We start from the raw sequence: 24,896 nt of genomic DNA on the forward strand, positions 1-24,896 counted from the left end.
ATAATTATGTTTTACTTTATTACTTTAAAAAATTTAGATTCTGGTGCGTAAGAACCATAAATCTCATCAAATTTAGTTTTTAATTTATCAAAATCAACTTCTTGTTTGTATTGATCCAAACAGGTTATTACTAAATTATTTTTGGTTGCTTTTGAATAGATTTGGTCAATTTGCAAAGCGTGAAGTAACAATTCTTCGTCTAGTTTTCCAAATCGGAGTTCTTTTTGATATTCGTTGTATACACAAGTTTCTTCTTCATTGTTTACTAATGTTATGTTTTCTTCATTTGGCATCCAACCACTTCCATGTCTAGTGGTGTAACATCTTGTTACATAAAATAATTCTATATCTTGAATGTCTAATTGCTTACAAATTTCCATTGCATTTTTGGAAGTAGTATTCGCATACGTTACATTGGGAAACACACCATGATCCATATCTAATAAAACACCTTGACTGCCTTCAAAAATAAGGGTTTCGTAGTTTTTCAATTCTTCATAAGTAGTGATTTTCCAGTCAATTTTTTCAATACATTCTAAAAAGTAAGCAACTTCATTTTGTAGCTGAATATCATTGGAAACACCATAATAAGAAGCGATATTTTTTAATTTTTCAATCAGAAAATCCTTTGGTCCTATTAAATCTATGGCAAATAACTTGTACGCACCTTCATTGCGCTTCATGGTGGCTCCAATTCCTTTTCCGCAAGAACCATGAGATAAATTTTTGGTGTTATTTCGGTTTTGCCAAACATCGAAAGGTGTGGTTACTTTGGCTAACGGATGAATGTAAAGGGTTGTATTACCTCCTTTTTCTTTTAATTCGAGAAACTCATTGTACAAAAGTGACGGATGAATCGTGCAATGCTCGCTAAAATAGGATGGCAAACCCCGCAAAGCACCGCTAGCGAAACTGGAATGCACGTGTTTTTTCCCGTTAAGCAGTACAGTATGTGCTGCTTGTTGGCCACCTGAAAAACGAATTACAATAGCTTCGGGATTTTGGCTACAAAGGAAATCGGTTGTAATGCCTTTTCCTTCGTCTCCAAACCCTAAACCGATAACCACTTTTGCTTTTTTCATTTATAGCATGTCAATATGATCGAATCCTGAATTTCCTGAAACACTTGAGTCTCCTGAAGTAGTTGAATCTCCCGTGAATAGGGTTTTGTGTCTTTTACACACAATATCTTTAATCACTTCTGGAATGGTTTTATAATCTTCTACTGAAATACAGTTTTCACCTAAAACTTCTTTCCAGCCTATTTCTGCCGATTGTGCTCTTGTAGAATGTAAAACACTTATGTGATAGACTTCGTATCGTTTTTTGGCTTCAGCCAATAATTCTAAATCGGTATACGTTTGTTCTCCACTTCCCATAATTTCTTTGATGGCAGAAGCAGGTAATACTTTTAAATTAGGTTCGTCACCAATTGTAAATAATAACCCTTTTTGACCTCTTTTTTCGAAAGCATCTATTTTTGTATGAAATGCTGCGAAATACCAAGCTAATAAATAACTTTCACCTGCATTTCCACCACCACCTGATTCGATATAGGTTCTGGTTAACCACATATCTAATTCTTCATCACCAGATTCGAATTGGCCCACTTGCAACGGATAACCATCACATTCATGATCTCCAATCCCTAAGAATAGTAAAGCTGCATCTGGAACACCACCTTCAATAATACCTCCCATTAATTTGGGTAAACCTTCTTTTACTAAATCGTGTGGAATGTGTCCCATACTTCCAGTTACATCTAACCCTAAAATGATAGGTAACGAATTTGGATGTACTTCTGAATCTCTTGCTTCTCTAAAAGTGACTCCTTTAGGATTCATTGATTCGTGTGCTTTTCTTTCTTTATTTTGAACGAAAATATCATTTACTGATTTACTAGCATAACCTGCACTTTTCGCTCTTAAAATTCTATCGTCTAAGTTGTATTTTGTTCCTCCCATGATTAAAATGTTTTACCGAATAAGTATTCGTATCTTGTTTTTGCTATTTCAAATTGGATTTTTAAATTTCTAATGTTCAAAGACAATTCGATATCTCTTTGTACAAAAGTATCTGGATTGAAATCGGCAAAGGTTAAACTGTTTTTGTCTAACGGACTGATGTCGATACAACTATCTTGTTCTCTTTCTAGTCGTTTGATTTTCAATTCAATATCTTCAATGCGTCTTTTGTAGATGAGTTCTGAGTCTTCAGCTATGGCTTTGGCTCTGTCTTCTCTTATTTGGTCGTTGTTTCTTCGTAAAGCATCAACGAATCTTGGTTTTAAATCGTCACTCATATTTTTAGTTTTATTTTCTTATTATTATTTTCAGTTATCTAACTCAAAGGTACATTCGTAAATAGTATTTCAAATCATCATAAATAATGATTTTCTTGTCTTCTACTAATTTCTCCTTCTTTTGATTAAGTAAATTATCTAGAATACATTTTAATCATTTTTCTTTCTAATTGACTAATTTCTTGCCAATTAAAAAACGATTCTTTTGGACTAACTTTGTCAATTTTATCAAAAGGAATAAATGCATATGTTAATGGTAAAAGTTTATATTGGTCATCTGTTCTCTTTATTTCATAAGTAAATGCTTTATCACAAAATAAAAAATCATCAACAAATTCAGGTTTAATTCCATAGTTTACTAAATTTAAATTTGAAGCAACACTAGGATATATTATACAATTTATTTCTTCATTTTTTAAAAGTATATTACTAAATGCAATACTGCTTTTGTAAACATATTCTTCATCATTATCTTTAACTCTTTGTTGAAATTTTGAAGATATATATTTTTCAATTAATTCATCATTTTTACTTCTGTATTTGTAATCTCTTAACATTGAATTTTGCATCAAATTATTTTTCAAAACCTCAATACCTGCATATTGTGAAGTGATTTTTAGTTCAGAAAATCTTTTATGAAAAATTCCAATCATAACTTTATCATTATCTTTAGGATCTAGTTCTTTAATTACTGCCTCAAGAGAATTAGATGAATAAAAAAAATTCTGTCCTTTATCACTACATCTATTTAAGCGATGATTTTCTTGTTTAATTTCTTTAAAATCAGGATACCAGATAGACTTAGCTGTTTTTAAATCCTCTTGACTTACTTCCGAAATTATTCTAGCTCTAAAAAGTCCTTCTGGAGAAATGCTTACAGTTGGTCGTGAATGACCTAATATTTCATCTGAAAATAACTGCTCAATATCTTTAATGGAACTATTTTTAAAATCAAAACTTGATAACTCCTTTTCTAAATTCCTAATCATATTATTTAGTTTATAAAAGTTGTTCGTACAACTTGTAATTTTCTTCATCAAAACAGACAAAGGTTATTTCTTCTATGCTTTCTACTGGAAATTGCTTTACTGTTTCTATGGCAATTTTTGCTGCTTCGTTTTTTGGGAAACGATAAATCCCTGTGCTTATGTTTGGAAAAGCGATTGATTTTAATTGGTGCTTTTCTGCTAGTTGTAAACAATTTTTATAACAAGTAGCTAATAATTGTTTTTTCTCTTCTTTATCTCCATTCCAAACAGGTCCAACAGTATGAATCACATATTTCGAAGGTAAATTTCCTGCTGTTGTGATAACGGCTTCTCCAACTGCGCAACCTCCTTGCTTATTTCGTATGGCTACGCATTCTTCTAAAATAGCTTTTCCACCCGCTCTGTGAATAGCTCCATCGACTCCACCACCACCTAGCAAGGAAGTGTTGGCTGCGTTTACGATTGCGTCAACGTTTGTTTTTGTTATATCACCTTGTTTTAGTGTTAGTTTCATATGTACATTTCGCTCCTCTGGAGCTGCTTTTTTTAGACTTTGTCTAAGTTATAAATAGTAAACTCCGCTGAAGTTTTAATTTATGGGATTTCCGTTTAAAATATCTTTGCTTACTTCTCCTATTGGCAAACGAAATACTGGAATTTTTATATTAAATTGCTTTACTAATTCTTTAATTTTTAAATCAATTTCTTCTGTGTGATAACGAGAAGAGAAATGACCCAAAATGAGTTGGTCAATAGTACAATTGCTTACCATTTTCATTACTTCTTCTAATGAACTATGATTGTTTTTTTCGGCTTTGGTATTGGTTTCGGCTTTTGTTAAAAACGTGGCCTCATGTATCAATACTTTGGAATGATCATAACGTTTATAATCCACTACTGGTGTATCTCCAGAATAGGAAAGAATATTCATTTTTAGTTCTTCTAGAACAAAATCATCTCCTTTTTCTTGTCGCAAAGTTCTTAATTGTGTTGGTTCTAAATTAGTAAATTCGGGTTTAAGTTTCTTTTTGGTTTCCCAAATTTTATAACTCAAACTCTTTATCATTCCATTTTTGGTGACAACATGCTCATTTTCTATAGCTTCTACACTAATTTTCTCTTTTACATCAATTGTCTGATTTTTATCTATGGCTTGCCAAGTTGTTCCTTTTGCATGCGGATCGAAATTAGTAAAAAACTGATTTAAAAATGGAAATGACTGTGCGTCTTTTGGATAATATATCTTTGGTTGATGAATTGAAAATAGTTGGTTATACTGCAACAATCCAGTAAGGTGATCTCTATCGGCATGCGAAATGAATATGTTTTTTATTTTTCCGCATTTGCTCAACAAACCCGAGGTTAATCCGTCACCTGCATCGAAAAGAATTCCTAGTTCTTCTATAAAATACCAAGTAGCAAATAAGGCTGTTGAATATCCGTGTATGGTTAGTTTCATATATACATTTCGCTCCGCTGGAGCTGCTTTTTATAGACTTTGTCTAAGTTATAAAATATTAAACTCCACTGGAGTTTCTGAAATCACTTCATTATTTCGCTTCTTTTAGTAAAACATCAAATACTTTTTGCATCCCTGTGGTTGCTTTTTCTTTTACATAAATAGCTCTTCCACCATAATTGCCTCCATCGTGTTCTGGATTGATAATGATTAGCTGAGCGTCATTTTTGATAAAGCTTAACAAATTGGCTGCTGGATACACTTGTAAAGAGGTTCCGATTATCATAAAGATATCGGCTTGTTTTACCATTTCGATAGCTACTGGATATAAAGGCACTTCTTCTCCAAACCAAACAATATCAGGACGTAATTGGGAATCGTCTGCGGCTTTGTCTCCAATTTTTATGTCTTCCAAACAATCGTATACTAATTTTCTATTGAGTGACGAACACATTTTGTTTAGTTCACCATGTATGTGTAAAATATTAGTTGAACCTGCTCTTTCATGTAAATCATCTATGTTTTGTGTGATGATTTGTACTTCGAAATGTTCTTCTAATTGTTTTACTAAATGATGCGCTTGATTGGGCTCAACCTCTTTTAGTTTTCGTCTTCTTTCGTTATAGAATTCTAGTACTACTTCTCTGTTTTTTCGCCATCCTTCTGGTGAAGCTACGTCTTCTACTTTATGGTTGTGCCATAATCCGTCAGCATCTCTGAAGGTTTGGATGCCACTTTCTGCACTTATTCCTGCTCCGGTTAATATTGCTATTTTTTTCATTTTTTTAATCTCTTTTAATTTTTCATTCGATACATAATATCACTTCGTAATGCGTATTTGTAACCACTTTCTATTTTCTTTCCTTCGTGTCTATAGGAATGATAAAAAACCAATAGGTCACCTGTTTTGGGTTGGATTGTAAACAAATCTTCAAATCCAGTTGTTCCTCCTTCAAATTCTTCATTAAGATAGATTAGGAATGTAAAAAAGCTTTTTTCTCTTTCGTTTCGTTTAAAACTTCCATCTCTGTGCATTTTAAACCGCTGTCCTGGACTGTATTTGTAAAAACGGAATAGTTCGTTTAATCCTATTCTGTCATAATTTCCAATTTCATTAGATAATAACGGCAATGCTCTTTCGTATAATTGATTAGCCAATACTTCATCTTTGTATAAAATCCGATCATTGTCTCTTACACTTTTTAACATCGATTGCGTGTTGGCTCCCGTTTGCACTTTAGCTTCTTCATATCCTATTTGTTCACTTTTTTCTATTAAAGCTACACATTCTTCTTTGGAAAGGAAGTTTTCTAGTACAAATATGTCTTTGTTATAAATGATCTTTTTCATTGTTGCTATTTTTATTCATTAGAAAACCCATTTGTTTTTTACTAATGTTGTAGCAATTTCTTCTATAAACGAATCTGCTACTTGTTTTTCTTTATCTTCTTTTTTTAAAACATGCCATTTAATACCATGTGAAGCAACTAACTTTTTAGCCCAATTAACACTTTCGGCATCTTCTGGTGCACCCACAATGAAATGTTTCTTTTGAGGGTTTTTAAGGTATTCCTGAAAATAATATCCAAACTCCCAACGGCTTGTGGGTCCAATATTATTTGGGAAATTTTCTGCTTTTTCTTCTGAAAAATAAGTTGGTAACCAAAAAGCAGTAATATCACACAATCCTAAATATTGCCATTCCCAAGCTATTTGATCATTATGTACTTTATTCAATAAACTGGTATTTGGTTTTTCAATAGTATTCCAATTTCCAGATTCTGGTTCGGGAGAAACAATTAGCATACTTGGGTCTAATCTTTCATCTTTTAATAACTTATCTAGTATCACTCTTCTCCAACCTGATTCCATTCTTTCGTTTGGTGGTGTTGGTCCTGCTAAGAAAACACCTAAATTAGGAAGTACTGTTTCATGTTCTCTCGAGAATAAAGTTCTTATTGTTTCCATCTTTTCAATTACTTTCTTAATTCATCCCTAACTTCCATTAAAGCAAAGCCTAGCAAATTTAATCCTTTCCATTTTTCGGGATTGTTGGAGTCTTTATCATCGCTTGCCATACCAATTCCCCAAATGGAATCTACTGGACTTGCTTCTACAATAACTCTTTCATTGGTATTCAAAAGAAACTGTTTTAAATCTTTATGCTGACTGAACTTATGGAAGTTTCCTTCTTTTACTATTTGAAATCTATTGGCTAACCATATTTCATTTTCATAATTACGAACTTCTCTGCCTAGCTTTTTGGCTTCCGCTGGTGACTTACAAAGTAGTATTCTTTTTAACACTTCTTTATCTCCAAACAACTGAGCCTTTTTTGCCATCATCCAATGTTCGGCTGTTTTGTATTCAATTCCTTGAACTGTAAAACTACTTTTCCACCATTGACTGAAACAAGTTTTTGTGATTGTTCCGTCTTTTGAAGGTTGGTGACCCCAAAAGAATAGGAATTTATTGTCTGACTTTATAGTTTCAATTGTGTATTTCATATTTCTCACTTAATCTATCACATAGCTTTGTGATGTCGTTTTTTCTAGCTAATACGTTGATCCATTCTTCTGGAATGCTTTCGTAGCCATATAGTAATCCTGCTAATCCTCCTGTGATGGCTGCTGTTGTATCGGTGTCACTTCCTAGATTTACTGCTTTTAAAACTGTTTCTTCGTAGGTGTTCGAATTTAACAAACACCATAAACTGGCTTCGAGGCTGTGAACAACATAACCACCTGAATGAATTTTATCTTCTTCTAACTCATTAATATTTGTTTTTAAAATTCTATCGAACAATTGAAGTTCTTTTTTATTAAAATCTTTATTATCAATAAAATCTTCAAGTGTTATTTTGGTCTGATTATAAGCTTCAAATTTATTTTTCGCTTTTAATAATTCTAAAGTATAAACTATATAAACAAAACAAGCAAAAACAGAACGAAAATGAGCATGTGTAATAGAGGAAACCTCTTTAACTTTTTGATAGATTATACTTATATCTTCTTCTCCTTTTAAATAAAAAGCTAAAGGTAAAATTCTCATTAACGAACCATTTCCATTGTCCTCTTCATCAAAACCACCGCATAATACTGGGTCTTCTCCTTGAGCAATTCTATAAATTGCTTCTCTTGTTGCAATTCCAATATCAAAGACCTGTCCTCTAGCAGTCCAACTAGCATATTTTTTCCATTTCAAAAACTTATTTGCGATATCATTTAAATCATATCTTTTACATAAACTATCTGATAAACAAAAGGTTAAAGAACTATCGTCACTCCATGTTCCTTTTGGTTGATGATGTGATCCGTATTCTTGCATATCAACTACAGGAAATCTTATTAAAAATTCTCTAGATTTAAATTCTACAGGAACTCCTAGCGCATCACCAACGGCTACTCCAAATAATGCGCTATGTACTTGGTTTGTTTTCATTTTTAATTTTCTTTATAAAAAACACTTTCTTCCCATTTTTCTATCGAATTGATCCATAATTTAGGAATTCCATCATTACTAGTATTCATAATTGAAATTCCTCCTGCAATAGCACAAGTAGTGTCTCTATCTCCTAACCCTGATACTGTTTTCCAAAGACAATTTTCAAAATCATGCATAAAATGATAAACATTCCATATAGCATAAGGAACAGTATCTTGTGTTAACATTTTAATCCCATTCCCTAAAGCAGACACTATTGTTTTAATATGATAATTACTTGGTAATTGTTTTATTTTTATCAATTTATATCTTAAGTCACTTTCTGGAGTACAATCTATTACGGTATTTAACCAATCTTCTTTTGTAATCTTTTCTCCTAATAACATTCTTGTACAAAGGGCTGTTGCTACAGCTACTGTTATTGTTCCTGCAATAGCCTCATTATTATAGTGTGTAACTTCGCACGATTTCTTTGCCTGTTCTGAAGTTTTATCGAAATCATCATGAAAATAAGCTCCAATTAATGATGCTCTCATTGCTCCTCCATTTCCCATAGAACCTTCTCCATTAAAACTAGCTTTTGAAATAGCTAACCAATTTGAAGATACTTTCATTTCCATTAATTTTCTATGCATTGAAGGTCCATATCCTCTACTACTTTCTTTCTCGTAATTTAATGCAAACTCTTTGGCAATATAGTCTTGATTAATTTCTTGAAATAGTTCTAACGATTTAAGTAGTGGAATTGCCATTACAGTATCATCTGTGTATCTCCATTGTGTTTCTGGAATGATTTTGTTATAAATTGCTTCTTCTACCAATTCAGTCTCTCTAAAAAAACTATCTCCAAAAGCATCACCAATAGCAATTCCAGTAAGTGATTTTTTTGCTAAATCTAATCTGAATATTTCATTAATTGTTTTCATTCTTTATCAAATTGCAATCTTCAACATTTTATTTAATTCATTATCCTTGAAAATTAATGGTTTTTCTGCTGGGATCATCAGTTTTTCTAAGGTGTTGTTTTTTACATTTTCATATTCATGGGCTACAAAATCGCTGATGTCTTCTATTAACAGAATGTCTTCTTTTGCAAATGTTTTTATAAACTCGTTTCGCAATCCTATTTGTATGGCTCTTCGTTCTAATTTAGTTCCATAAGGATCGTGATCTGGATCCCATTGTAATCGGACATTTGATGATTTTACTTCGTTTTGCCATTCTTCTCTTGTCATTCCTTCAACTTGATTAAAGGAAGAATAAACAGCATGTTGTAAATACGTTTCAAAAGCGTCTCTTTTCAGATGAATGGCTAAAACAACTTCTTGTCCTTCTTTTGTTCCCCAACCGTTTCGGTACATCATCCAAAGGAAATTGGGTTTTATCCAGGTCATTCTTTCCAGACTAAATGCCCCACCAAAGTATTGATTTTTGACTGCAAATTCTCCTATTTCTTTTCTGTAGGATTGATATACTATTATTTTATCATCATCATATTGTGCCATAATGTGATAGCCTTCTTTTGGCCATTCTTCTATTTGTGCTGTATATTTTTTTAATTCTAGTTTCATTTTTACTTTGTGTTTGATTCCTATTGCAATGGGTTTAGTAATTAAAAACGTCTTTTTTAGCCCTGATAGGAATGGCATCCTTTTCTTTTTTTCCTTCAACAGATTCAAAATAAAAAAAGAAAAGATAGAGTGGATAGCAGGTGTGCTTTTCTACTGAATGAATTAGTTTGTGCTTCTGAAATTAAAATTAAATTTGAATTACTGTTCTACTGTTAATTTAATTACTTCCACCTTCTCATTCTCAATATCTTTGAAAGAATTGGTAGTGAAAATCTTTTGGAATACACTTAAACTTTCAAAACCTTTGTTGAAAATACCGTGACTTACTGCTAAGTATAAGTTGCCTGCTTTTTTGTTTTTTAGTTCTTCGGCTAAGCCAATAAAAGTTCCTCCTCCATCGCAAATGTCATCTACGATTAGACAATCTTTGCCTTGTAAGTCTTCTGAATAAACTTTGAAGCCTGATAGTTTTCCTGTTTTTACATCTCTACTTTTACTACATTCTATTACCTCAACTCCTCCTAAATATTCTGATACTTTGTAGATTTTCTTTAAGGCTCCTCCATCTGGTGAAATTAATACCACTTCGTTTCCTATCTTTTTAATTACTTGTTGTATAAAATCGTAATTGGTTACTACCTCGCAGTTATTCAATAAAGCTGGTGTCACTTCTGAATGCGGGTCGAATACTTGGATTTTATTCAAATTCAAACTATTGATGATATCTGCATAAACTTTTACAGATAAAGGTTCTCCTGGAATCATAACACGATCTTGTCTTGCTGCTGGAAAGTAAGGGATAAAAGCATTGATGGTTTTCACGCCCATTCTTCTTAAAGCATCAATAGCCAAACAAAACAACCCTAAATTGTTGAAAGAATTGATTCGATGTGTAACGGTCACCGTAGCTGTAGTATCAAAGTTTGCTGTGATCTTTATATGAGGTTCTCCTCCTGAAAAGATAAAACTTTGAAATTCAATTGTATTTTGTGTTCCTAGTGGGGTAAATTGTGTATCTAAATTAAGTATCATAACTATTTTGTGTTTATTTTACACAAATGTATGATTTAATTTTTTTCTGACAAAATATTTTATTGTGTATTTTTTACACTAACTTAATTTCAAAGTGAATTCCCTCTTTTTCAAGGCGTTTGTATTCGGCAGTATTGAAAGCATACAATTTAGCTGGACGACCTGTTTTTTTGGTTGCGTATTCTTCTGTTTCTGTAATAAAGCCAAAACTCATCATTTTCTTTCGGAAATTTCTTCGGTCAATTTCTTTACCTATGATAGTATTGTATAAATTTTCTAATTGAGAGAAAAGAAATTTAGTAGGCAGCAAATCAAAACCAATAGGTTGATAGGTTACTTTATTTTTTAATCTTTCAATTCCCAATCTAATAATTTCGTTATGATCAAAAGCTAAGTTAGGTATTTTATCAATTTCTACCCAAGACACTTTTTCTGCATCCGTATCAGCAATTAAAGTTAGTTTTGATGGATCAACCAGAGCGAAATATGCTACAGAAATTACTCTGTTTCTAGGATCTCTTGAAATATCATCTCCAAAAGTATACAGTTGTTCTAGATAATTAACAGAAACATTGGTTTCTTCTTTTAATTCTCGTTTTACAGCTTCTATCAAAGCTTCATCTTCTTGAACCAATCCACCAGGCAAGGCCCAATAGTCATTTTGACTGCCAAACTTTTGTTGGATTAATAAAACATATAGTTTTGATTTTTGATATCCAAAAACTACTGCATCTACTGCTATTTTAATATTTTGATGATGTGCTGACATAAAAACGTGTATATACTACGCAAATATAGTTTTTTTTGGTTTTACTATCTGTATTTGGTGATTTGTTTTCCATTTTGGTATTACTTTTATTAAACTTAAACAGCAATTAATATTACTATGAAGTTACTATAACCTTACTATAGAATTACTATAAATTGGAATGCAAACTGATTTATTATAGGTTTATTGTAAATTAATTAATAGTTTATTTTTTATTCCAATTAAATTTTACATTCCACTAAATGACATGTTTGCAGTATAGATAACGAATTATTAGTAAATTTATTTTTTTTCCACTTTTACAGTATAAGTAATCAAATACTCCTCTTTAAGTTTAATATGAAAATCATAAAAACCTCGTTTGTCAAAAGTGTGTTTCACCTCTAAAAGTTCATCACTATTTTTATTTATTGTTGGTTTAACCGAAGTTTTATAAGTTCCTGAAGTCATTTCAATAGTTATATTGCTTGTATCCATAGGATTACCTTCTTTTAGTAAAAAAATGACTTCTTGATTTTGCTTTACTTCCAAGTGTAGGGTTACTGGTTGAGTAGGAACAATGGCTTGTTTAAAAGTGGTTGGATACACTATTGGTCCATTTAAAAAACTAGTAATTGGAATTATGGTATCTGTCAGTAACCATTTGGTGTTTACTGGATAGTGATTTTTTACGAATAAGTTTGGATCTGTTAAAAAATATCCGTCGTTGTAATCATATTTGAAACTGTAGTGATTTAAATCATAAATACCGCTGGACCAAGTAGCGTCACAGAGATACCATTTATTATTGAGTTGGACTGCATTCCAAGAATGATTGGGAATACTTAATTCTTCAATGTTTACATCTGCTGTTCTCCCATAACCGTCTAAGATTTCACATTTTATTTCTGCCAGATTGGCTAATTCTTTAATGAGATATGCATAACCTGTACAAACTGTTTTTTGTTCTTTTAATAGTCTTTTAAATGTTTTTTGTGTAAAATATGCGTTCCAAGTAGCCAATTTTAAGCTGTCTTTTTTTAGTTTGTTACGAGTCTTTTTGTTTTTTAGGTAAGCGTAATAATCGTTTTCAATATTGGCACATACCCAACGATATATTGCTCGAAATTTTTCAACATCCGTTTTTAATGTACTCGTTAAATTATAGGACAAAATAGGTAAACTTTCTAAAGTTGCTCCTTTGTATTTATTTGCAATTGCATCAGCTTTTGTAAAGTTGATATTACTAAAATCAGATTGTTGCGCTTGTGTTTTTAGACTAAAAAAACAAAGAGCTAAGCATAATAGGTGTTTACTCATTCTTAAACCAACTTTTTACTCTTTGAACAAAAGAAAGTTTGGATTGATATACTTTTGCTACTGAAACTTCTCCAACAAAGCACAACATAGCATCATCCATTTTTAAAGTAATGTGATTTGTTTCATTTGTAACCTTAACCTCTTGCGTTGTAAAACCTACATAACTTACTAGTAAAATTGTCCCCTCCTTTAAAGGTTGTGGAAAAGTGAATTCACCATTAAAATTAGTTGTTACTCCAATATTTGAGTTTTTCAAAGCAACATTTGCACCTGCTAAAGGACCAATCTCATCTGAAATTATTCCTTTTACAATAATTCCTTCTGATTGATTTTCTAATTGTCTTTCTTTATTTTTAGTTTCAGTTTGAATCGTTGTCGGTTTTGTTTTGGTCTGTCCAAAAGATGTATTAAAATACAATAAAGAAAGTAAAGAAACACTAGCTAAACCAGCGTTAAACAACTTATATCTATTTGTTTTTAAAGAAGTTGAATCATTATCATAAGTCTTCAGTTGTTCTTCACGAAAATAACCGCAAGTATTTTGCGTAGTGTTTTTAAAATGATTAGCAACTTCTTTATCTGTCCAATTTATAAAGTCTGTTACTTCTTTTTGACACGAACTACAAAAACCTCCTTTTTCAGTTGAAAGAAAATTATCGAACTTTTCCGAACAAGGTGTGTTTATGGAAAGGGTTGTTTTTTGGTTCATAGCTTTTTATGTTGGTGTACTCAAATATACAAAATAGCTTAAATATATAAATTATGTGCTTAAGAATAATTTCAACTCTATCAAAACCTCATCCAAAATACTATTCAAAGTGTCATTTTTTCTTGATAATGAATAAACTGGTGTGAAAGGCATTTTTGAGCTAATCCAAAGTAATTGTATTCTGTTCATTTCCAAAAATTCTTTCGCATTGATATCCCAAACTACTGCAAGTCCCGAATGTTTTGATAGCGTATTTAGCATTTCATATTCTGAAGGTATTATATAATTCGCAACTAAGGAAGGTCTCTTTTTGTCGAAAACATGTAACCAAAACAATTTTACATGTGGAATTCGAGCATCATAACTGTACCATTTTTGTTGGTTTAACCAATTTTCCACTGCTGTTAAATTGTTAGTCTTAATCTCATTTTTCACAATATTTAAATCCAAATCGTTACTAGCAATCATAATTTGTTTTATTTGACCTATTTCTTTTTGAATGGTGTCAAAAGTGTCATATTTCTTGGTAACTATGGCAAAATCAATTTTTTTGGAATCGACCAATTGGAACAACTCATCATTTTCTGCATAAGTAAAGTCTATAAAATCGAATTTGGACAGCAATTGATTACCAATACTTGAAAATAAATGTTTGGAAATACCAACAGAAACCAACTTATTGGTATTAAAAGCTTTTTCTCTAAAACCATTTTCAACATTTTCGAGTCGGTCTAAAGCTTCAATGATTAAATTATTCAGCAACTTAGCATATTCTGTTGGCTCAACTCCTTTTGACTTTCGATTGAACAGTTTATAACCAACATGTGCTTCCAACATTGCTATTTGCTGACTCACGGCTGGCTGACTTATATATAATTCTTTCGCAGCATTTGAAAAATTACCGTTTTTATAAACCGATTTAAATGTTCTGTACCATTCTAAATTAACCATGGTATAATTATATTTATCACAAACATAATTTAAATTATTTTTACTAATATCATTTATGTAGTAATTTTGATAAATAATTAAAAAATGTTGAAACGTAAAACAGTAACCTTATCCGTAATTTTGATTAATAGAAAATCATGAAAAACATAGCAATAGCCTTATTATTAGTATTATCCATCAGTTGTAAAGAAAAAGAAGACACAACTGAAACAGTAACGCAAAACGAAGAAGCAACAACAAAAAAAGAAACCATGAGAAAAGTAGTATTTGTATTAACTAGTCATGATGAACTAGGAAACACAGGAGAAAAAACAGGATTTTGGATTGAAGAATTTGCAGCACCTTATTATGAATTAGCTGATAAAGGAGTTGAAATAACCATTGCCTCACCAGAAGGAGGTCAACCACCCATTGATCCTAGAAGCGCTGATTCATCTTCTGCAACAGAAGACACTAAACGATTTGATAACGATAAAGCTTTACAAGAAAAATTAGCAAACACAGTAAAGTTAGCTACCATAAATCAAGCTGATTATGATGCCGTATTTTATCCAGGCGGTCACGGTCCATTATGGGATTTAGCTTCAAGTGAAACTTCAAAATCTTTAATTGAATCTTTTTATACGAACAATAAGCCAGTGGCTTTCGTTTGTCATGCTCCTGGAGTATTGAAAGACGTGAAAGTAAATGGTGAATTCTTAGTAAAAGGTAAAAAAGTTACCGGTTTTACAAATGAAGAAGAAGAAGCTGTAGGTTTAACCAAAATAGTTCCTTTCCTATTAGAAGACGCATTACAGGCTGATGGAGCTATTTATAGTAAAGGAGAAAATTGGGCACCTTATGCTGTAGAAGATGGTTTATTAATTACAGGGCAAAATCCAGCTTCTTCTAAATTAGTAGCTCAAAAATTATTAGAACAAATAAATAAATAAGAAAATGAACAATTTCGAATTATATAATCCCGTAAATTATGTCTTTGGAAAAGGACAAATAGAAAAATTAAAAGATTTAGTTCCTGCCAACACAAAAATATTACTTGCTTATGGTGGAGGAAGTATTTTTAAAAATGGAGTGTATGACCAAGTAAAGAAAGCTCTATCCTCACAATTTGAATCAAATAATATTGTGGAATTTGGAGGAATTGAACCCAATCCTCGTTATGAAACCTTAATGAAAGCTGTTAAAGTGATTCGTAAAGAAAAAATTGGATTTATTTTAGCTATTGGTGGTGGAAGTGTAATTGATGGTGTGAAATTCATTTCAGGTGCTGTCAATTATGAAGGTGATGCTGCTGAAATTTTAAGAAAACGTATTTTATTTAAGGATGTATCTCAAGTGATTCCGTTTGGAACGGTTTTAACGTTACCAGCAACAGGTTCAGAAATGAATTCGGGAGCTGTAGTTACTATTGAAGAAACACAAGAGAAACTAACTCTTGGAGGCAGTGCTTTATTTCCTGTTTTTTCTGTGGTGGACCCAACAGTAATTACATCTTTACCAAAGCGACAATTGCAAAATGGTGTTGTAGATGCTTTTACACACGTTATGGAACAATATTTAACCTATCCTCATGATGCGATGCTTCAAGATAGAATTGCTGAAGGCATTTTACAAACGCTGATAGAAATTGGTCCAAATGTGGTTGAAAATCCTTCTGATTATAAATTAGCTTCTAACTTCGTTTGGTCTGCAACAATGGCTTTAAATGGATTAATTCAAAAAGGAGTTCCTTCTGATTGGGCAACACATATGATTGGTCATGAATTAACTGCTTTGTATGAAATTGATCATGCTAGAACTTTGGCAATTATTGGTCCCAACTTATACAAAGTAATGTTTGACACCAAAAAAGATAAATTAGCCCAGTACGGAAAACGTGTTTGGAATATCTCTGGAGATTCAACTGAAGCAATTGCAGAAAAAGCCTTAGAAAAAACGGTTGATTTCCTTCACAAAATGGGAATGAAAACCAAATTATCTGAAAACACAGAAAACTACGAAAAAACTGCTGACTTTATCGTAAACCGCTTTGAAGAAAGAGGTTGGAAAGCCCTAGGTGAAAAACAAAACATTACCCCTGAAAAAGTAAGAGAAATAGTGGAAATGAGTTACTAGTTTTTAGTAATTTTCATCCTGTTTGTTTGTAAGTTTGATTCCATTTTAAGAAAATAAATGCCTTTCTCAATAGTTGAGAAATCGATTTGAAAATTTTCTTGATTTGGAATCAACTTTTTTATTTCTTGTCCTAATGTGTTAAAAACAGTAACCGTCTTAATACTTTCAATCGAATAAACATTCAAAATATCTTTAACTGGATTAGGGAAAAGCTGTATTTGGTTATTCCCAAAAGTTTTTGTTGCTAAACTTCCTACTTCTATACTAATAATAAAAGAGCTAGTACCAAATTGATTAGAGACTGAAACTGTGTAATCAGTCATAGGAGATATTACTGAAGGTGTTCCTGCAATTTCTCCAGTAAATTGATTTAAAGAAAGACCATTAGGTAAACTTGGTGAAATTGTATATTTATATGTAGTTATTTTACGAATTTTATGATTCCCGTAATCAGCAATAATTACTTCATCATTATCGTTTACAACAATTCCTGTTGGTCCTTTAAATGTAGCTAAAGAAGCAACATCATCAATTGCTCCTTGACTTCCTGTTCCTGCAAAAGTAGTAACATCGCCTAAAGCATTAATTTTACGAATTTTATTATTGTCTTCATCGGTAACATAAAAATTATTTTGACTATCCATAGTAACAACAGCTGGGTGATTAAACGAAGCTATAATTCCATTATTATCTACCGCTCCTGCTATTCCAGAACCTACAAAAGTAGAAACTTGCCCATTTGTGTCAATTTTACGTATTTTATGGTTTCCATAATCAGCTACATAAATAATCCCTGAACTATCTAAGCAAAGACCAGTTGGACCATTAAATGTAGCTGTACTTGTATTGCCATCAATTGCTCCTGCACTTCCTAAACCAGCTACAGTTGAAACTAGCCCATCTGGTGTAATTTTACGAATACGATGATTACTGTAATCGGCTATGTATAGATTATCATTACTATCTATTGCCATAGCAGCTGGAAAATAAAATTTAGCAGAAAGAGCTGCTCCGTCTTGAAAACCAGCTATTCCAGTTCCTGCAAAAGTAGAAACTTGACCATTTATGTCAATTTTTCTAATTTTGTGATTGCTTTGATCCGTAATAAAAATATTGCCTTGAGAATCTACAATAGCTCCATCTGGGAATCGGAATGAAGCCATGTTTGAAGGGCCATTTACTGCACCAATAGTTCCTGTTCCTGCTATAGTACTAACGTTTTTAGTGCTGGAAATATTTCTAATCTTATGATTACTTCTATCAACCACAATAATATTATTTTGGTTACCCAATGTTACCACCGTAGGAAAATTAAATGTTGCTATACCAGAAGTTCCGTCTAGAGACCCAACAGAACCAGTACCCGCAAAAGTGGAAACCACTGGTTCACTTGGAATAATTCCACCAGTATTTGTAGGCTGTAAAGGAATTATTGTTTCATTTACAGAAAAAGTATTGGGACTTGTATAAGTTACATTAGGTGCTTGTGCTTGAAAAATCAGTAATTTAAATAAACATATAAATGACATATATCCTTTTTGCATAACAATAAGCGTTTATTAAGCATAAATATAACAAAAAAGCGTTCAAAATTCTATTTTGAACGCTTTTATTAACCAACCAAAAACTAAATAATTTAACCCAAATTATTTAAAATATATCTATACAACGCTTAGCTACAAGTTTAAATTGCATCGAAAAAATTAAAAAAATGTTAAAGTTAATGCATCAGCTTTATAAGGTATGTCATACAGGCATTTTCAATATTAAAAGTATTTCTTTACCTTTGAATTTCCTAAAATATAAATAAATGGAAAAACCAAAGTTTGCCGTTATTGGTGGTGGGAGTTGGGCTACGGCTCTTGCTAAGATGTTATGTGCAAATCAGGATAAAATTGCTTGGTATATGAGAAGCACTTACGCTTTAGAATGTATCAAACATCAAAAGCACAATCCTAACTATCTTAGCTCAGTAGAATTTGATAATAATAAGTTGTTTCTTACCAATGACATTAATGAAGCAATCGCATTTGCCGATTATATTATTTTTGCCATTCCTTCTGCTTTTTTAAGTGGTGAACTAGAAAAATTAACAGTGCCAATTTCAGAAAAAATTATTTTTTCAGCAATTAAAGGGATTGTTCCAGAATCTAGTTTAATTGTAGGAGAACATTTTAATATTAATTATAATATTCCTTTTGATAATATTGGTGTTATAACGGGTCCTTGTCATGCAGAAGAAGTAGCTATGGAGCGTTTGTCCTATTTAACAATAGCTTGTAATGATAGAGACAAAGCTAAGTATGTTGCCAAAAACTTAAGCTCCTATTACATAAAAGCTAAAACTACTGATGACATTATTGGTACTGAATATGCTGCTGTTTTAAAAAATATTTATTCAATTGCTGCTGGAATTGCTCATGGTTTAGGTTATGGAGACAACTTTCAAGCTGTTTTAATGAGTAATGCTATTCGTGAAATGAAAAGGTTTATTCGAAAAGTACATCGTATGAAACGAAATATTAATAATTCTGCTTATTTAGGAGATTTATTAGTAACTGGATATTCTGTATTCTCAAGAAATCGCATGTTTGGAAACATGATCGGCAAAGGATATACAGTTAAATCAGCTCAAATGGAGATGAGCATGGTTGCTGAAGGATACTATGCCGCTAAGAGTGCTTATCAATTGAATAAAGAATACAAAGCAGATACACCAATAATTGATGCTGTTTATCGCGTTCTATATGAAGGTAAAGAAGCAAAATCTGAATTTAAAAAATTGACTGAAAAATTGAATTAAAATTTAACATTTCATTAGATTATACTAAAATAAAGTCTATGTTTTTGAAAATCAATTACATAGACTTTTTTAATATCTTTATGAATAAAAGTAATAAGCTAAAAATCAAAAACTTACAACTTTACTCCTTGAAGCTAAAAATAGCTAATACATTCGCAAAAAAATCTAAAAAAAATGGACTCATTAATTAATCATCCTGTAATATTAAGTGTTTTTACTGTTGTAATCATTGGCATGTTACTCTTAGATTTAGGAATTCTAAATAAGAAAAGTCATGCTATTACAAGTAGAGAAGCTGCTTATTGGTCAATTTTATGGATTTCTTTGTCAATGGGTTTTAGTAGCATTATCTATTATTATTTAGGCTTTGAAAAATTCTCTCAATTCCAAGGTGCTTATTGGATAGAAAAAGCCTTATCTGTAGACAATTTATTTGTTTTTATTTTAGTCTTTGGTTATTTCAATGTAGGCAAAGAATTACAACATAAAGTATTGTTTTGGGGAGTTATTGGAGCATTAGTATTTAGGGCTATTTTTATTTTTTCTGGGGTTTGGATTTTAAATTATACTTATTTGCCAGAAATGATCTTATTTGGAAAAGAAGTTACTATTAATTACCTACTAACTATATTTGGTTTAATACTAATTGTTGCTGGTTTTAAATCTTGGTTTAGTGATAATGCTGACGATGGAGAGAAAGATTTTTCAAAAAGTCCTGGAGCACGATTGGTTCACAAATTCTTTAAAGTAAGCCCAAAATTTGATGAAGATCATTTTTTTACCATTCAAAATGGAGTAAAAATGGCAACACCTTTATTAGTAGTAATTACCATCATTGAATTTACCGATTTATTATTTGCTGTTGATAGTATTCCTGCTATTTTTGCTATCGCTCCTGATGATCCTTTTATACTTTACACTTCGAATATTTTTGCTATTTTAGGGCTTCGTTCGTTATACTTCTTGTTGGCCAACTTTATGTATATGTTTAGCCGTTTACACTATGGATTAGCACTCATTTTAGGTTTTATAGGTATAAAAATGATAATAGCCCCGTTTGTACATATCTCTTCTTTAGTTTCTTTAGGTGTTGTGGGAAGTGTTTTACTCATTTCAGTAATTTGGTCTATCCTTTCTCCTGTTAAGGATTAGCAAAACAAAATGTAACTTATTTACACGTATTTTGATTTGTTCTTTTCTCTTTTACACAACAGTTTATTTTATAAAAAATAATAAAACACTGATATTCAGTTATTTAATTATTTATATTTATTCTTTCTCTTCTGGCATGTTTTTTTCAATTACTTAAGCAGATTAATTAATAATTAAAAAAGTAAGTTATGAAAAAAGTAATTTTAACAGCAGTATTTGCATTTGCAACAGTAACAACATTTGCAACAACAGGAATCAGTTCGACAGCAACTCAAAATGTAGTTCTTCAAGAAGAGTTTAAAGAATTACCCGTAGAAGAATTGCCAAGCGCTGTTCAAGAAGCTGTAAAAAAAGATTTCAAAGATGCTAAAATTCAAAAAGCATATGTGAATGAGAGTAAAGAGTTTAAGTTAGAGTTAATAGTTGGTCAAGTTGCACAAACTGTGTATGCTGATGCTAACGGAAATTGGTTGAAAAAGGAGTAATATAAATTCACTTTCCTTTAATGAAAATGCTATCTCATATGAGATAGCATTTTTTATATAATTTTTAAGAAGATTACTAATAAAAATCTTTATTTTTATTTAAAAAAGAATGCCAAAAATTTTAATTGTTGAAGACGACACTACTTTTAACAATATGCTTTTACAATTTTTAAAGCGTAATAACTACGATGCTATCCCTACTTTTTCTATTAAAGAAGCTTTAGAAGAATTAGATTCTAACTCTTTCGATATCATTCTTTCCGATTTACGTTTACCTGATCGAGATGGCTTAGCCTTGCTCTCTATTTTAAAACAACAAAACAAATCCATACCATTTGTGTTAATGACCGCTTATGCTGATGTTAAAACAGCTGTAAAAGCAATGAAAATAGGTGCAGCAGATTATATTTCTAAACCTTTTGTTCCAGAAGAAGCCTTATTAGTACTCCAAAAAATACTTTCTAGTGATAAAAAACAAGAACGATCTGTACAAAAAGAAGACAAAATACCTTCTGATAAATCTGATTTTTATTGGGGCAAAGGAATTGCCTCCATTAAACTAAAAAAACACATCGATTTAGTTGCTCCTACTCCTCTTTCTGTCTTAATTACAGGAGAAAATGGAACAGGAAAAGAGGTTGCTGCAAAAACGATTCATAAAAAAAGCAATAGAAGTAATTTACCATTTGTAGCAGTGGATTGTGGTGCCATTCCAAAAGATATTGCTGGAAGTGAATTTTTTGGACATGTAAAAGGTTCTTTTACAGGTGCCATAAATGACAAGATTGGTTGTTTTGAAGCTGCTAATACTGGTACTTTATTTTTAGATGAAATTGGTAATTTATCTTATGAAAATCAGGTTTTATTATTACGTGCTATTCAAGAGCGAAAGATTAAACCCATTGGTTCTAATAAAGAAATTGATATCAATATAAGGTTAATTTGTGCTACCAATGAAAATTTAAAAAAGGCTGTTGCCAATGGAACCTTTAGAGAAGATCTCTACCATAGAATAAATGAATTTTCGGTTTCTATTCCTGCCTTGAGAGAGAGAAAAGAAGATATTGAAGCTTTTTCTTATTTGTTTTTAGAGCAAGCTGCCGCACAATTGAACAAAGAGGTCACTAAAATTTCAAAAGAAGCTTTATTAGCTTTAATTCAATACCAATGGCCAGGTAATTTGAGAGAACTTCAAAATTACATTAAAAGAGCCACACTTTTAAGCTTAGAAGACAATATAGACATCAGTTGTTTACCCGATGAAATTACGTCTTTTAATGAAGAGCAAGAATCTTCCGATTTAGGATTAAGAGATGAAGTAGAACGAAAAGCAATAGTTGATGCACTTGCCATGACCAATGGAAATAAAACTAGAGCTGCAGAAATATTAGGGATATCAAGAAAAACGATGTATAATAAAATTACACAATATCATTTATGATCAACTTTTCTTTAAAATCATTTAATTTTTGAAAAAGAAAAGTATAATCTGATGATAGATCTCTTTTTTTGGATTGCAATTCAATGCGTTGTAATGCAGTGTATAATTCTTTTTCTTCTAATTGTCCAATCATGGTTTGCATTTTATGACTTATAATGGCAATTTCTTTGCTATTTTTATTGGCAATAGCTTTTTCTAAATGAACTATATCATGAGTTAATTCTGCTTTATATTGCTGAATGAATTTTTGGATTTCTTTTGGATTATCTCCAATAAAGCGTTTTAAAACTGCTCCATAAGAATCTCCTTTTACCGCTTTTTGTTTCTCTATTTTTTTACCAGATATTTTAGACAACAAAGTCAATAGTTGATTCGTTGTATAGGGTTTTAATAAGAAATCATTATACTGTTTTGGTAAGTTTTTTTCATCATTTGGAATTTGACCGCTAATGAAAACCACTGGAAGATGTTTTGTGTTTGGTAACTTTCTTAGTTTGGCTACAAAATCATAACCACTCATTTCTGGCATTTGAATGTCTGAAAAAACAATAGAAGGAAGTTGCTTTTTACAAAATTCTAGTGCTTTATTACCAGAAGTAAAAGTAACAATAGAGTTAAAATAAGGTAGAAGCAATGATTTAGTAAGTTCTATTTGAGAACTATCATCATCTAAAACTAAACAAGTATCTAATTCAATCTCATTTTCCAACTTAACTTCTTTTGAAAAATTTAAAGGTAAACTAATGGTAAAAATAGAACCTTCTCCTAATTTACTTTCCAAAGTTATTTTCCCATCTAACAAATGTGCTAATTTTTTGCAGATGGAAAGACCTAATCCTGTACCTCCATATAACAATTCAATTTCAGCATTTTCTTGTGTAAAAGAATCAAATATTTTTTCAAAGGATTCAGACGCTATTCCTACACCAGTATCTTTTATGGCAATAAATAATCTATCTTCTTGAATTCTTGTAGCAATAGTAACACTTCCTTTTGCCGTAAATTTGAACGCATTTCCAATTAAATTATAAAGGATTTGCCTTATTTTATTATAATCTCCATAATATAATACATCTTCCGTTTCTTGAATAACATATTGTAAAATGACTTCTTTTTCCTGATGTAAATCGGCAATACTTTGTGCTGTTTCTTCTAATAATTCGTTTAATTCAAATTCTTGTGAAAAGACTTTAATTTTCCCTTTTTCCATTCGAACATAATCCAATAAATCTAAAACCAACTGCTCTATATAATGTGTAGCAGATTTAATTTTTATCAGTTTATTTCTATTTTGAAACGATTCTTCTTTTTCTAATAATTGAGAACCATATCCAATAATTGATTGTAAAGGCGTTCTAATATCATGACTTACTGCCGCCATTAATTGTTCTCTAGATTCCAAAAGCACTTCTGTTTTTTGTTTTTGAAGCTCTAATTCTTGTCTATATGTTTTGTTTTTAAGGAAATCTGTAGACAAAAGAATAAAGAAAAAGATCACTAGAAGTAAGCAAATTATTGCTGCAACAGTAACTAGTTGTAATGAATCACGCTGATTTTCTACTCTACTTACTCTTGCTTGTTCTTGTTCTTTCGCAATTGTTTCTCTTAATTTTGAAATAATATCCGTTAATTTTTGAGCAATAAAGAGTTCGTTTCTAAGCAATTCCACTTCTTTATTTTTTATGGCTATCGATTGTTGGTTATTCTTCTTTTGTGATTCTAATAAAATGATTTTTGAAGCTGTCAAAATAGAATCTGCTTCTTTTGCTGAAATTGTATTACTACTGTCTTTAGGAACATTTTCATTTAAATAATCTACAAAATCTTGTGCGACTCTTTTTTGATAAGGGTTAAAATCTTCGGTATTTATAAATAAATTTTCGATTTTCAATTTTCCTTTTACCTCCTCCAGATTTTCAATTTTAGAAACTACTTGAGTAATGGGAGAAGAATTGTTCGATTTTTTTTGCAATTGTAATAGTTGCAATACGTTCTCTTTTTTGTAATTTAAAAGTTGTTTTAGTGTATCAATAATTTCGACATCCGATTGTAATAATCCTGATTTTAAACTGTCTAATTTTTGAATGATTTTAGTGTTTTTATTTAAAAACAAATTTATATTCTGCTTGCTTTTCGTTTGTAAAGCAACTTTAGATTGGTTATCTGTTTCATATAAATCTCTTATTAATTCGGTGTAAGCCAATTGATTTTCATCCATAGAATCAGACTTTAACAGTTGATTTAATTTGTATTGTTGTTGAAACAAATACCAAACTGCAAAGGCCATTAAGCCAAGAAGTAATAAATAGCTAATTAATAATTTTAAAGAAGTATATCTAGAAGTATTTGTCATTTAAAACTTGCTTTAAAAACAG

Annotated in this window: 26 protein-coding genes; 6 read left to right on the top strand and 20 right to left on the bottom strand. The window is 31.1% G+C overall.

Annotated elements, in window-relative coordinates; translation table 11 throughout:
- Positions 1-11: 11 nt before the first annotated feature.
- The 18 genes from FIA58_RS07060 to FIA58_RS07145 all read right to left on the bottom strand — a co-directional run bounded on the left by FIA58_RS07060 (position 12) and on the right by FIA58_RS07145 (position 14,525).
- Positions 12-1,082 carry an adenylosuccinate synthetase gene (locus tag FIA58_RS07060; protein WP_140961591.1) on the bottom strand — a complete coding sequence of 357 codons (1,071 nt, stop codon included), beginning with the start codon at positions 1,080-1,082 and terminating at the stop codon, positions 12-14.
- On the bottom strand, positions 1,083-1,964 hold the full coding sequence (locus tag FIA58_RS07065; RefSeq protein WP_140961593.1) for a hypothetical protein: 882 nt from the start codon (positions 1,962-1,964) through the stop codon (positions 1,083-1,085).
- A gap of 2 nt (positions 1,965-1,966) precedes the next feature.
- Complete coding sequence (locus FIA58_RS07070; RefSeq protein WP_140961595.1) at positions 1,967-2,302, bottom strand: hypothetical protein; 336 nt, start codon at positions 2,300-2,302, stop codon at positions 1,967-1,969.
- 134 nt (positions 2,303-2,436) lie between these two features.
- Positions 2,437-3,291 carry a hypothetical protein gene (locus FIA58_RS07075; RefSeq protein ID WP_140961597.1) on the bottom strand — a complete coding sequence of 285 codons (855 nt, stop codon included), beginning with the start codon at positions 3,289-3,291 and terminating at the stop codon, positions 2,437-2,439.
- A gap of 10 nt (positions 3,292-3,301) precedes the next feature.
- Positions 3,302-3,805 (bottom strand): O-acetyl-ADP-ribose deacetylase, encoded by a 504-nt coding sequence (locus FIA58_RS07080; protein ID WP_140961599.1) that lies wholly within the window; start codon positions 3,803-3,805, stop codon positions 3,302-3,304.
- A gap of 75 nt (positions 3,806-3,880) precedes the next feature.
- Entirely contained in the window at positions 3,881-4,750 is an 870-nt protein-coding gene (locus FIA58_RS07085; protein WP_140961601.1) for an MBL fold metallo-hydrolase, read from the bottom strand.
- Positions 4,751-4,841: 91 nt separating this feature from the next.
- Positions 4,842-5,531, bottom strand: coding sequence for a Sir2 family NAD-dependent protein deacetylase (locus FIA58_RS07090; protein ID WP_140961603.1), 690 nt, complete (start codon positions 5,529-5,531; stop codon positions 4,842-4,844).
- Between the two features lie 14 nt (positions 5,532-5,545).
- Positions 5,546-6,100, bottom strand: coding sequence for a 2OG-Fe(II) oxygenase (locus FIA58_RS07095; protein ID WP_140961605.1), 555 nt, complete (start codon positions 6,098-6,100; stop codon positions 5,546-5,548).
- Between the two features lie 18 nt (positions 6,101-6,118).
- Positions 6,119-6,718 (bottom strand): TIR domain-containing protein, encoded by a 600-nt coding sequence (locus FIA58_RS07100; RefSeq protein ID WP_140961607.1) that lies wholly within the window; start codon positions 6,716-6,718, stop codon positions 6,119-6,121.
- An 8-nt stretch (positions 6,719-6,726) separates the two neighbouring features.
- Positions 6,727-7,257, bottom strand: coding sequence for an NADAR family protein (locus FIA58_RS07105; RefSeq protein ID WP_140961609.1), 531 nt, complete (start codon positions 7,255-7,257; stop codon positions 6,727-6,729).
- Complete coding sequence (locus FIA58_RS07110; protein WP_140961611.1) at positions 7,241-8,191, bottom strand: ADP-ribosylglycohydrolase family protein; 951 nt, start codon at positions 8,189-8,191, stop codon at positions 7,241-7,243. Before FIA58_RS07110 ends, FIA58_RS07105 begins: the two co-directional genes overlap by 17 nt.
- A gap of 2 nt (positions 8,192-8,193) precedes the next feature.
- Positions 8,194-9,120, bottom strand: coding sequence for an ADP-ribosylglycohydrolase family protein (locus FIA58_RS07115; RefSeq protein WP_140961613.1), 927 nt, complete (start codon positions 9,118-9,120; stop codon positions 8,194-8,196).
- Positions 9,121-9,126: 6 nt separating this feature from the next.
- Positions 9,127-9,843 carry a DUF4291 domain-containing protein gene (locus FIA58_RS07120; RefSeq protein ID WP_243754651.1) on the bottom strand — a complete coding sequence of 239 codons (717 nt, stop codon included), beginning with the start codon at positions 9,841-9,843 and terminating at the stop codon, positions 9,127-9,129.
- A 120-nt stretch (positions 9,844-9,963) separates the two neighbouring features.
- Positions 9,964-10,797 carry a ribose-phosphate diphosphokinase gene (gene prs / locus FIA58_RS07125; RefSeq protein ID WP_140961615.1) on the bottom strand — a complete coding sequence of 278 codons (834 nt, stop codon included), beginning with the start codon at positions 10,795-10,797 and terminating at the stop codon, positions 9,964-9,966.
- Positions 10,798-10,870: 73 nt separating this feature from the next.
- On the bottom strand, positions 10,871-11,566 hold the full coding sequence (locus tag FIA58_RS07130) for an NUDIX hydrolase (RefSeq protein ID WP_140961617.1): 696 nt from the start codon (positions 11,564-11,566) through the stop codon (positions 10,871-10,873).
- A 282-nt stretch (positions 11,567-11,848) separates the two neighbouring features.
- Positions 11,849-12,865 carry a transglutaminase domain-containing protein gene (locus tag FIA58_RS07135; protein ID WP_140961619.1) on the bottom strand — a complete coding sequence of 339 codons (1,017 nt, stop codon included), beginning with the start codon at positions 12,863-12,865 and terminating at the stop codon, positions 11,849-11,851.
- Positions 12,858-13,574, bottom strand: coding sequence for a carboxypeptidase-like regulatory domain-containing protein (locus FIA58_RS07140; RefSeq protein WP_140961621.1), 717 nt, complete (start codon positions 13,572-13,574; stop codon positions 12,858-12,860). Before FIA58_RS07140 ends, FIA58_RS07135 begins: the two co-directional genes overlap by 8 nt.
- Before the next feature lie 51 nt (positions 13,575-13,625).
- Positions 13,626-14,525 carry a LysR family transcriptional regulator gene (locus FIA58_RS07145; protein ID WP_140961623.1) on the bottom strand — a complete coding sequence of 300 codons (900 nt, stop codon included), beginning with the start codon at positions 14,523-14,525 and terminating at the stop codon, positions 13,626-13,628.
- Between the two features lie 137 nt (positions 14,526-14,662).
- On the opposite strand from FIA58_RS07145, the gene FIA58_RS07150 reads away from it, so the two are divergent.
- A complete protein-coding gene (locus FIA58_RS07150) occupies positions 14,663-15,457 on the top strand; it encodes a type 1 glutamine amidotransferase domain-containing protein (RefSeq protein WP_165928874.1) in 795 nt (264 codons plus the stop codon).
- Between the two features lie 4 nt (positions 15,458-15,461).
- The gene (locus FIA58_RS07155) at positions 15,462-16,640 is read left to right on the top strand and encodes an iron-containing alcohol dehydrogenase (protein ID WP_140961625.1); all 1,179 of its coding nucleotides are present in this window, start codon (positions 15,462-15,464) and stop codon (positions 16,638-16,640) included.
- On the opposite strand, the gene FIA58_RS07160 is transcribed toward FIA58_RS07155, so the two are convergent.
- Positions 16,637-18,169, bottom strand: a complete 1,533-nt coding sequence (locus tag FIA58_RS07160; RefSeq protein ID WP_208022776.1) for a T9SS type A sorting domain-containing protein — start codon at positions 18,167-18,169, stop codon at positions 16,637-16,639. The genes FIA58_RS07155 and FIA58_RS07160 overlap by 4 nt on opposite strands.
- A 281-nt stretch (positions 18,170-18,450) precedes the next feature.
- On the opposite strand from FIA58_RS07160, the gene FIA58_RS07165 reads away from it, so the two are divergent.
- The 4 genes from FIA58_RS07165 to FIA58_RS07180 all read left to right on the top strand — a co-directional run bounded on the left by FIA58_RS07165 (position 18,451) and on the right by FIA58_RS07180 (position 22,521).
- The gene (locus FIA58_RS07165) at positions 18,451-19,443 is read left to right on the top strand and encodes an NAD(P)H-dependent glycerol-3-phosphate dehydrogenase (RefSeq protein WP_140961629.1); all 993 of its coding nucleotides are present in this window, start codon (positions 18,451-18,453) and stop codon (positions 19,441-19,443) included.
- Positions 19,444-19,617: 174 nt separating this feature from the next.
- The gene (locus FIA58_RS07170; protein ID WP_140961631.1) at positions 19,618-20,595 is read left to right on the top strand and encodes a TerC/Alx family metal homeostasis membrane protein; all 978 of its coding nucleotides are present in this window, start codon (positions 19,618-19,620) and stop codon (positions 20,593-20,595) included.
- 188 nt (positions 20,596-20,783) lie between these two features.
- Positions 20,784-21,080, top strand: coding sequence for a hypothetical protein (locus FIA58_RS07175; RefSeq protein WP_140961633.1), 297 nt, complete (start codon positions 20,784-20,786; stop codon positions 21,078-21,080).
- A gap of 109 nt (positions 21,081-21,189) precedes the next feature.
- The gene (locus tag FIA58_RS07180; RefSeq protein ID WP_140961635.1) at positions 21,190-22,521 is read left to right on the top strand and encodes a sigma-54-dependent transcriptional regulator; all 1,332 of its coding nucleotides are present in this window, start codon (positions 21,190-21,192) and stop codon (positions 22,519-22,521) included.
- On the opposite strand, the gene FIA58_RS07185 is transcribed toward FIA58_RS07180, so the two are convergent.
- A complete protein-coding gene (locus FIA58_RS07185) occupies positions 22,502-24,874 on the bottom strand; it encodes an ATP-binding response regulator (RefSeq protein WP_140961637.1) in 2,373 nt (790 codons plus the stop codon). The two genes, FIA58_RS07180 and FIA58_RS07185, sit on opposite strands and share 20 nt — an antisense overlap.
- Positions 24,875-24,896 lie beyond the last annotated feature (22 nt).

Origin of the sequence: Flavobacterium jejuense, assembly GCF_006491595.2 — a bacterium.
GTDB lineage: Bacteria > Bacteroidota > Bacteroidia > Flavobacteriales > Flavobacteriaceae > Flavobacterium > Flavobacterium jejuense.

Excerpts from the sequence above, each read along its gene's own strand:
- FIA58_RS07155 (WP_140961625.1), top strand. The coding sequence starts at position 15,462 with ATGAACAATTTCGAATTATATAATCCCGTAAATTATGTCTTTGGAAAA.
- FIA58_RS07085 (WP_140961601.1), bottom strand. The coding sequence starts at position 4,750 with ATGAAACTAACCATACACGGATATTCAACAGCCTTATTTGCTACTTGG.
- FIA58_RS07070 (WP_140961595.1), bottom strand. The coding sequence starts at position 2,302 with ATGAGTGACGATTTAAAACCAAGATTCGTTGATGCTTTACGAAGAAAC.
- FIA58_RS07110 (WP_140961611.1), bottom strand. The coding sequence starts at position 8,191 with ATGAAAACAAACCAAGTACATAGCGCATTATTTGGAGTAGCCGTTGGT.
- FIA58_RS07175 (WP_140961633.1), top strand. The coding sequence starts at position 20,784 with ATGAAAAAAGTAATTTTAACAGCAGTATTTGCATTTGCAACAGTAACA.
- FIA58_RS07120 (WP_243754651.1), bottom strand. The coding sequence starts at position 9,843 with ATGCCATTCCTATCAGGGCTAAAAAAGACGTTTTTAATTACTAAACCC.
- FIA58_RS07080 (WP_140961599.1), bottom strand. The coding sequence starts at position 3,805 with ATGAAACTAACACTAAAACAAGGTGATATAACAAAAACAAACGTTGAC.
- FIA58_RS07105 (WP_140961609.1), bottom strand. The coding sequence starts at position 7,257 with ATGAAATACACAATTGAAACTATAAAGTCAGACAATAAATTCCTATTC.
- prs (WP_140961615.1), bottom strand. The coding sequence starts at position 10,797 with ATGATACTTAATTTAGATACACAATTTACCCCACTAGGAACACAAAAT.
- FIA58_RS07145 (WP_140961623.1), bottom strand. The coding sequence starts at position 14,525 with ATGGTTAATTTAGAATGGTACAGAACATTTAAATCGGTTTATAAAAAC.
- FIA58_RS07165 (WP_140961629.1), top strand. The coding sequence starts at position 18,451 with ATGGAAAAACCAAAGTTTGCCGTTATTGGTGGTGGGAGTTGGGCTACG.
- FIA58_RS07090 (WP_140961603.1), bottom strand. The coding sequence starts at position 5,531 with ATGAAAAAAATAGCAATATTAACCGGAGCAGGAATAAGTGCAGAAAGT.
- FIA58_RS07140 (WP_140961621.1), bottom strand. The coding sequence starts at position 13,574 with ATGAACCAAAAAACAACCCTTTCCATAAACACACCTTGTTCGGAAAAG.
- FIA58_RS07160 (WP_208022776.1), bottom strand. The coding sequence starts at position 18,169 with ATGTCATTTATATGTTTATTTAAATTACTGATTTTTCAAGCACAAGCA.
- FIA58_RS07075 (WP_140961597.1), bottom strand. The coding sequence starts at position 3,291 with ATGATTAGGAATTTAGAAAAGGAGTTATCAAGTTTTGATTTTAAAAAT.
- FIA58_RS07115 (WP_140961613.1), bottom strand. The coding sequence starts at position 9,120 with ATGAAAACAATTAATGAAATATTCAGATTAGATTTAGCAAAAAAATCA.
- FIA58_RS07065 (WP_140961593.1), bottom strand. The coding sequence starts at position 1,964 with ATGGGAGGAACAAAATACAACTTAGACGATAGAATTTTAAGAGCGAAA.
- FIA58_RS07060 (WP_140961591.1), bottom strand. The coding sequence starts at position 1,082 with ATGAAAAAAGCAAAAGTGGTTATCGGTTTAGGGTTTGGAGACGAAGGA.
- FIA58_RS07170 (WP_140961631.1), top strand. The coding sequence starts at position 19,618 with ATGGACTCATTAATTAATCATCCTGTAATATTAAGTGTTTTTACTGTT.
- FIA58_RS07130 (WP_140961617.1), bottom strand. The coding sequence starts at position 11,566 with ATGTCAGCACATCATCAAAATATTAAAATAGCAGTAGATGCAGTAGTT.
- FIA58_RS07180 (WP_140961635.1), top strand. The coding sequence starts at position 21,190 with ATGCCAAAAATTTTAATTGTTGAAGACGACACTACTTTTAACAATATG.
- FIA58_RS07100 (WP_140961607.1), bottom strand. The coding sequence starts at position 6,718 with ATGGAAACAATAAGAACTTTATTCTCGAGAGAACATGAAACAGTACTT.
- FIA58_RS07095 (WP_140961605.1), bottom strand. The coding sequence starts at position 6,100 with ATGAAAAAGATCATTTATAACAAAGACATATTTGTACTAGAAAACTTC.
- FIA58_RS07150 (WP_165928874.1), top strand. The coding sequence starts at position 14,663 with ATGAAAAACATAGCAATAGCCTTATTATTAGTATTATCCATCAGTTGT.
- FIA58_RS07185 (WP_140961637.1), bottom strand. The coding sequence starts at position 24,874 with ATGACAAATACTTCTAGATATACTTCTTTAAAATTATTAATTAGCTAT.
- FIA58_RS07135 (WP_140961619.1), bottom strand. The coding sequence starts at position 12,865 with ATGAGTAAACACCTATTATGCTTAGCTCTTTGTTTTTTTAGTCTAAAA.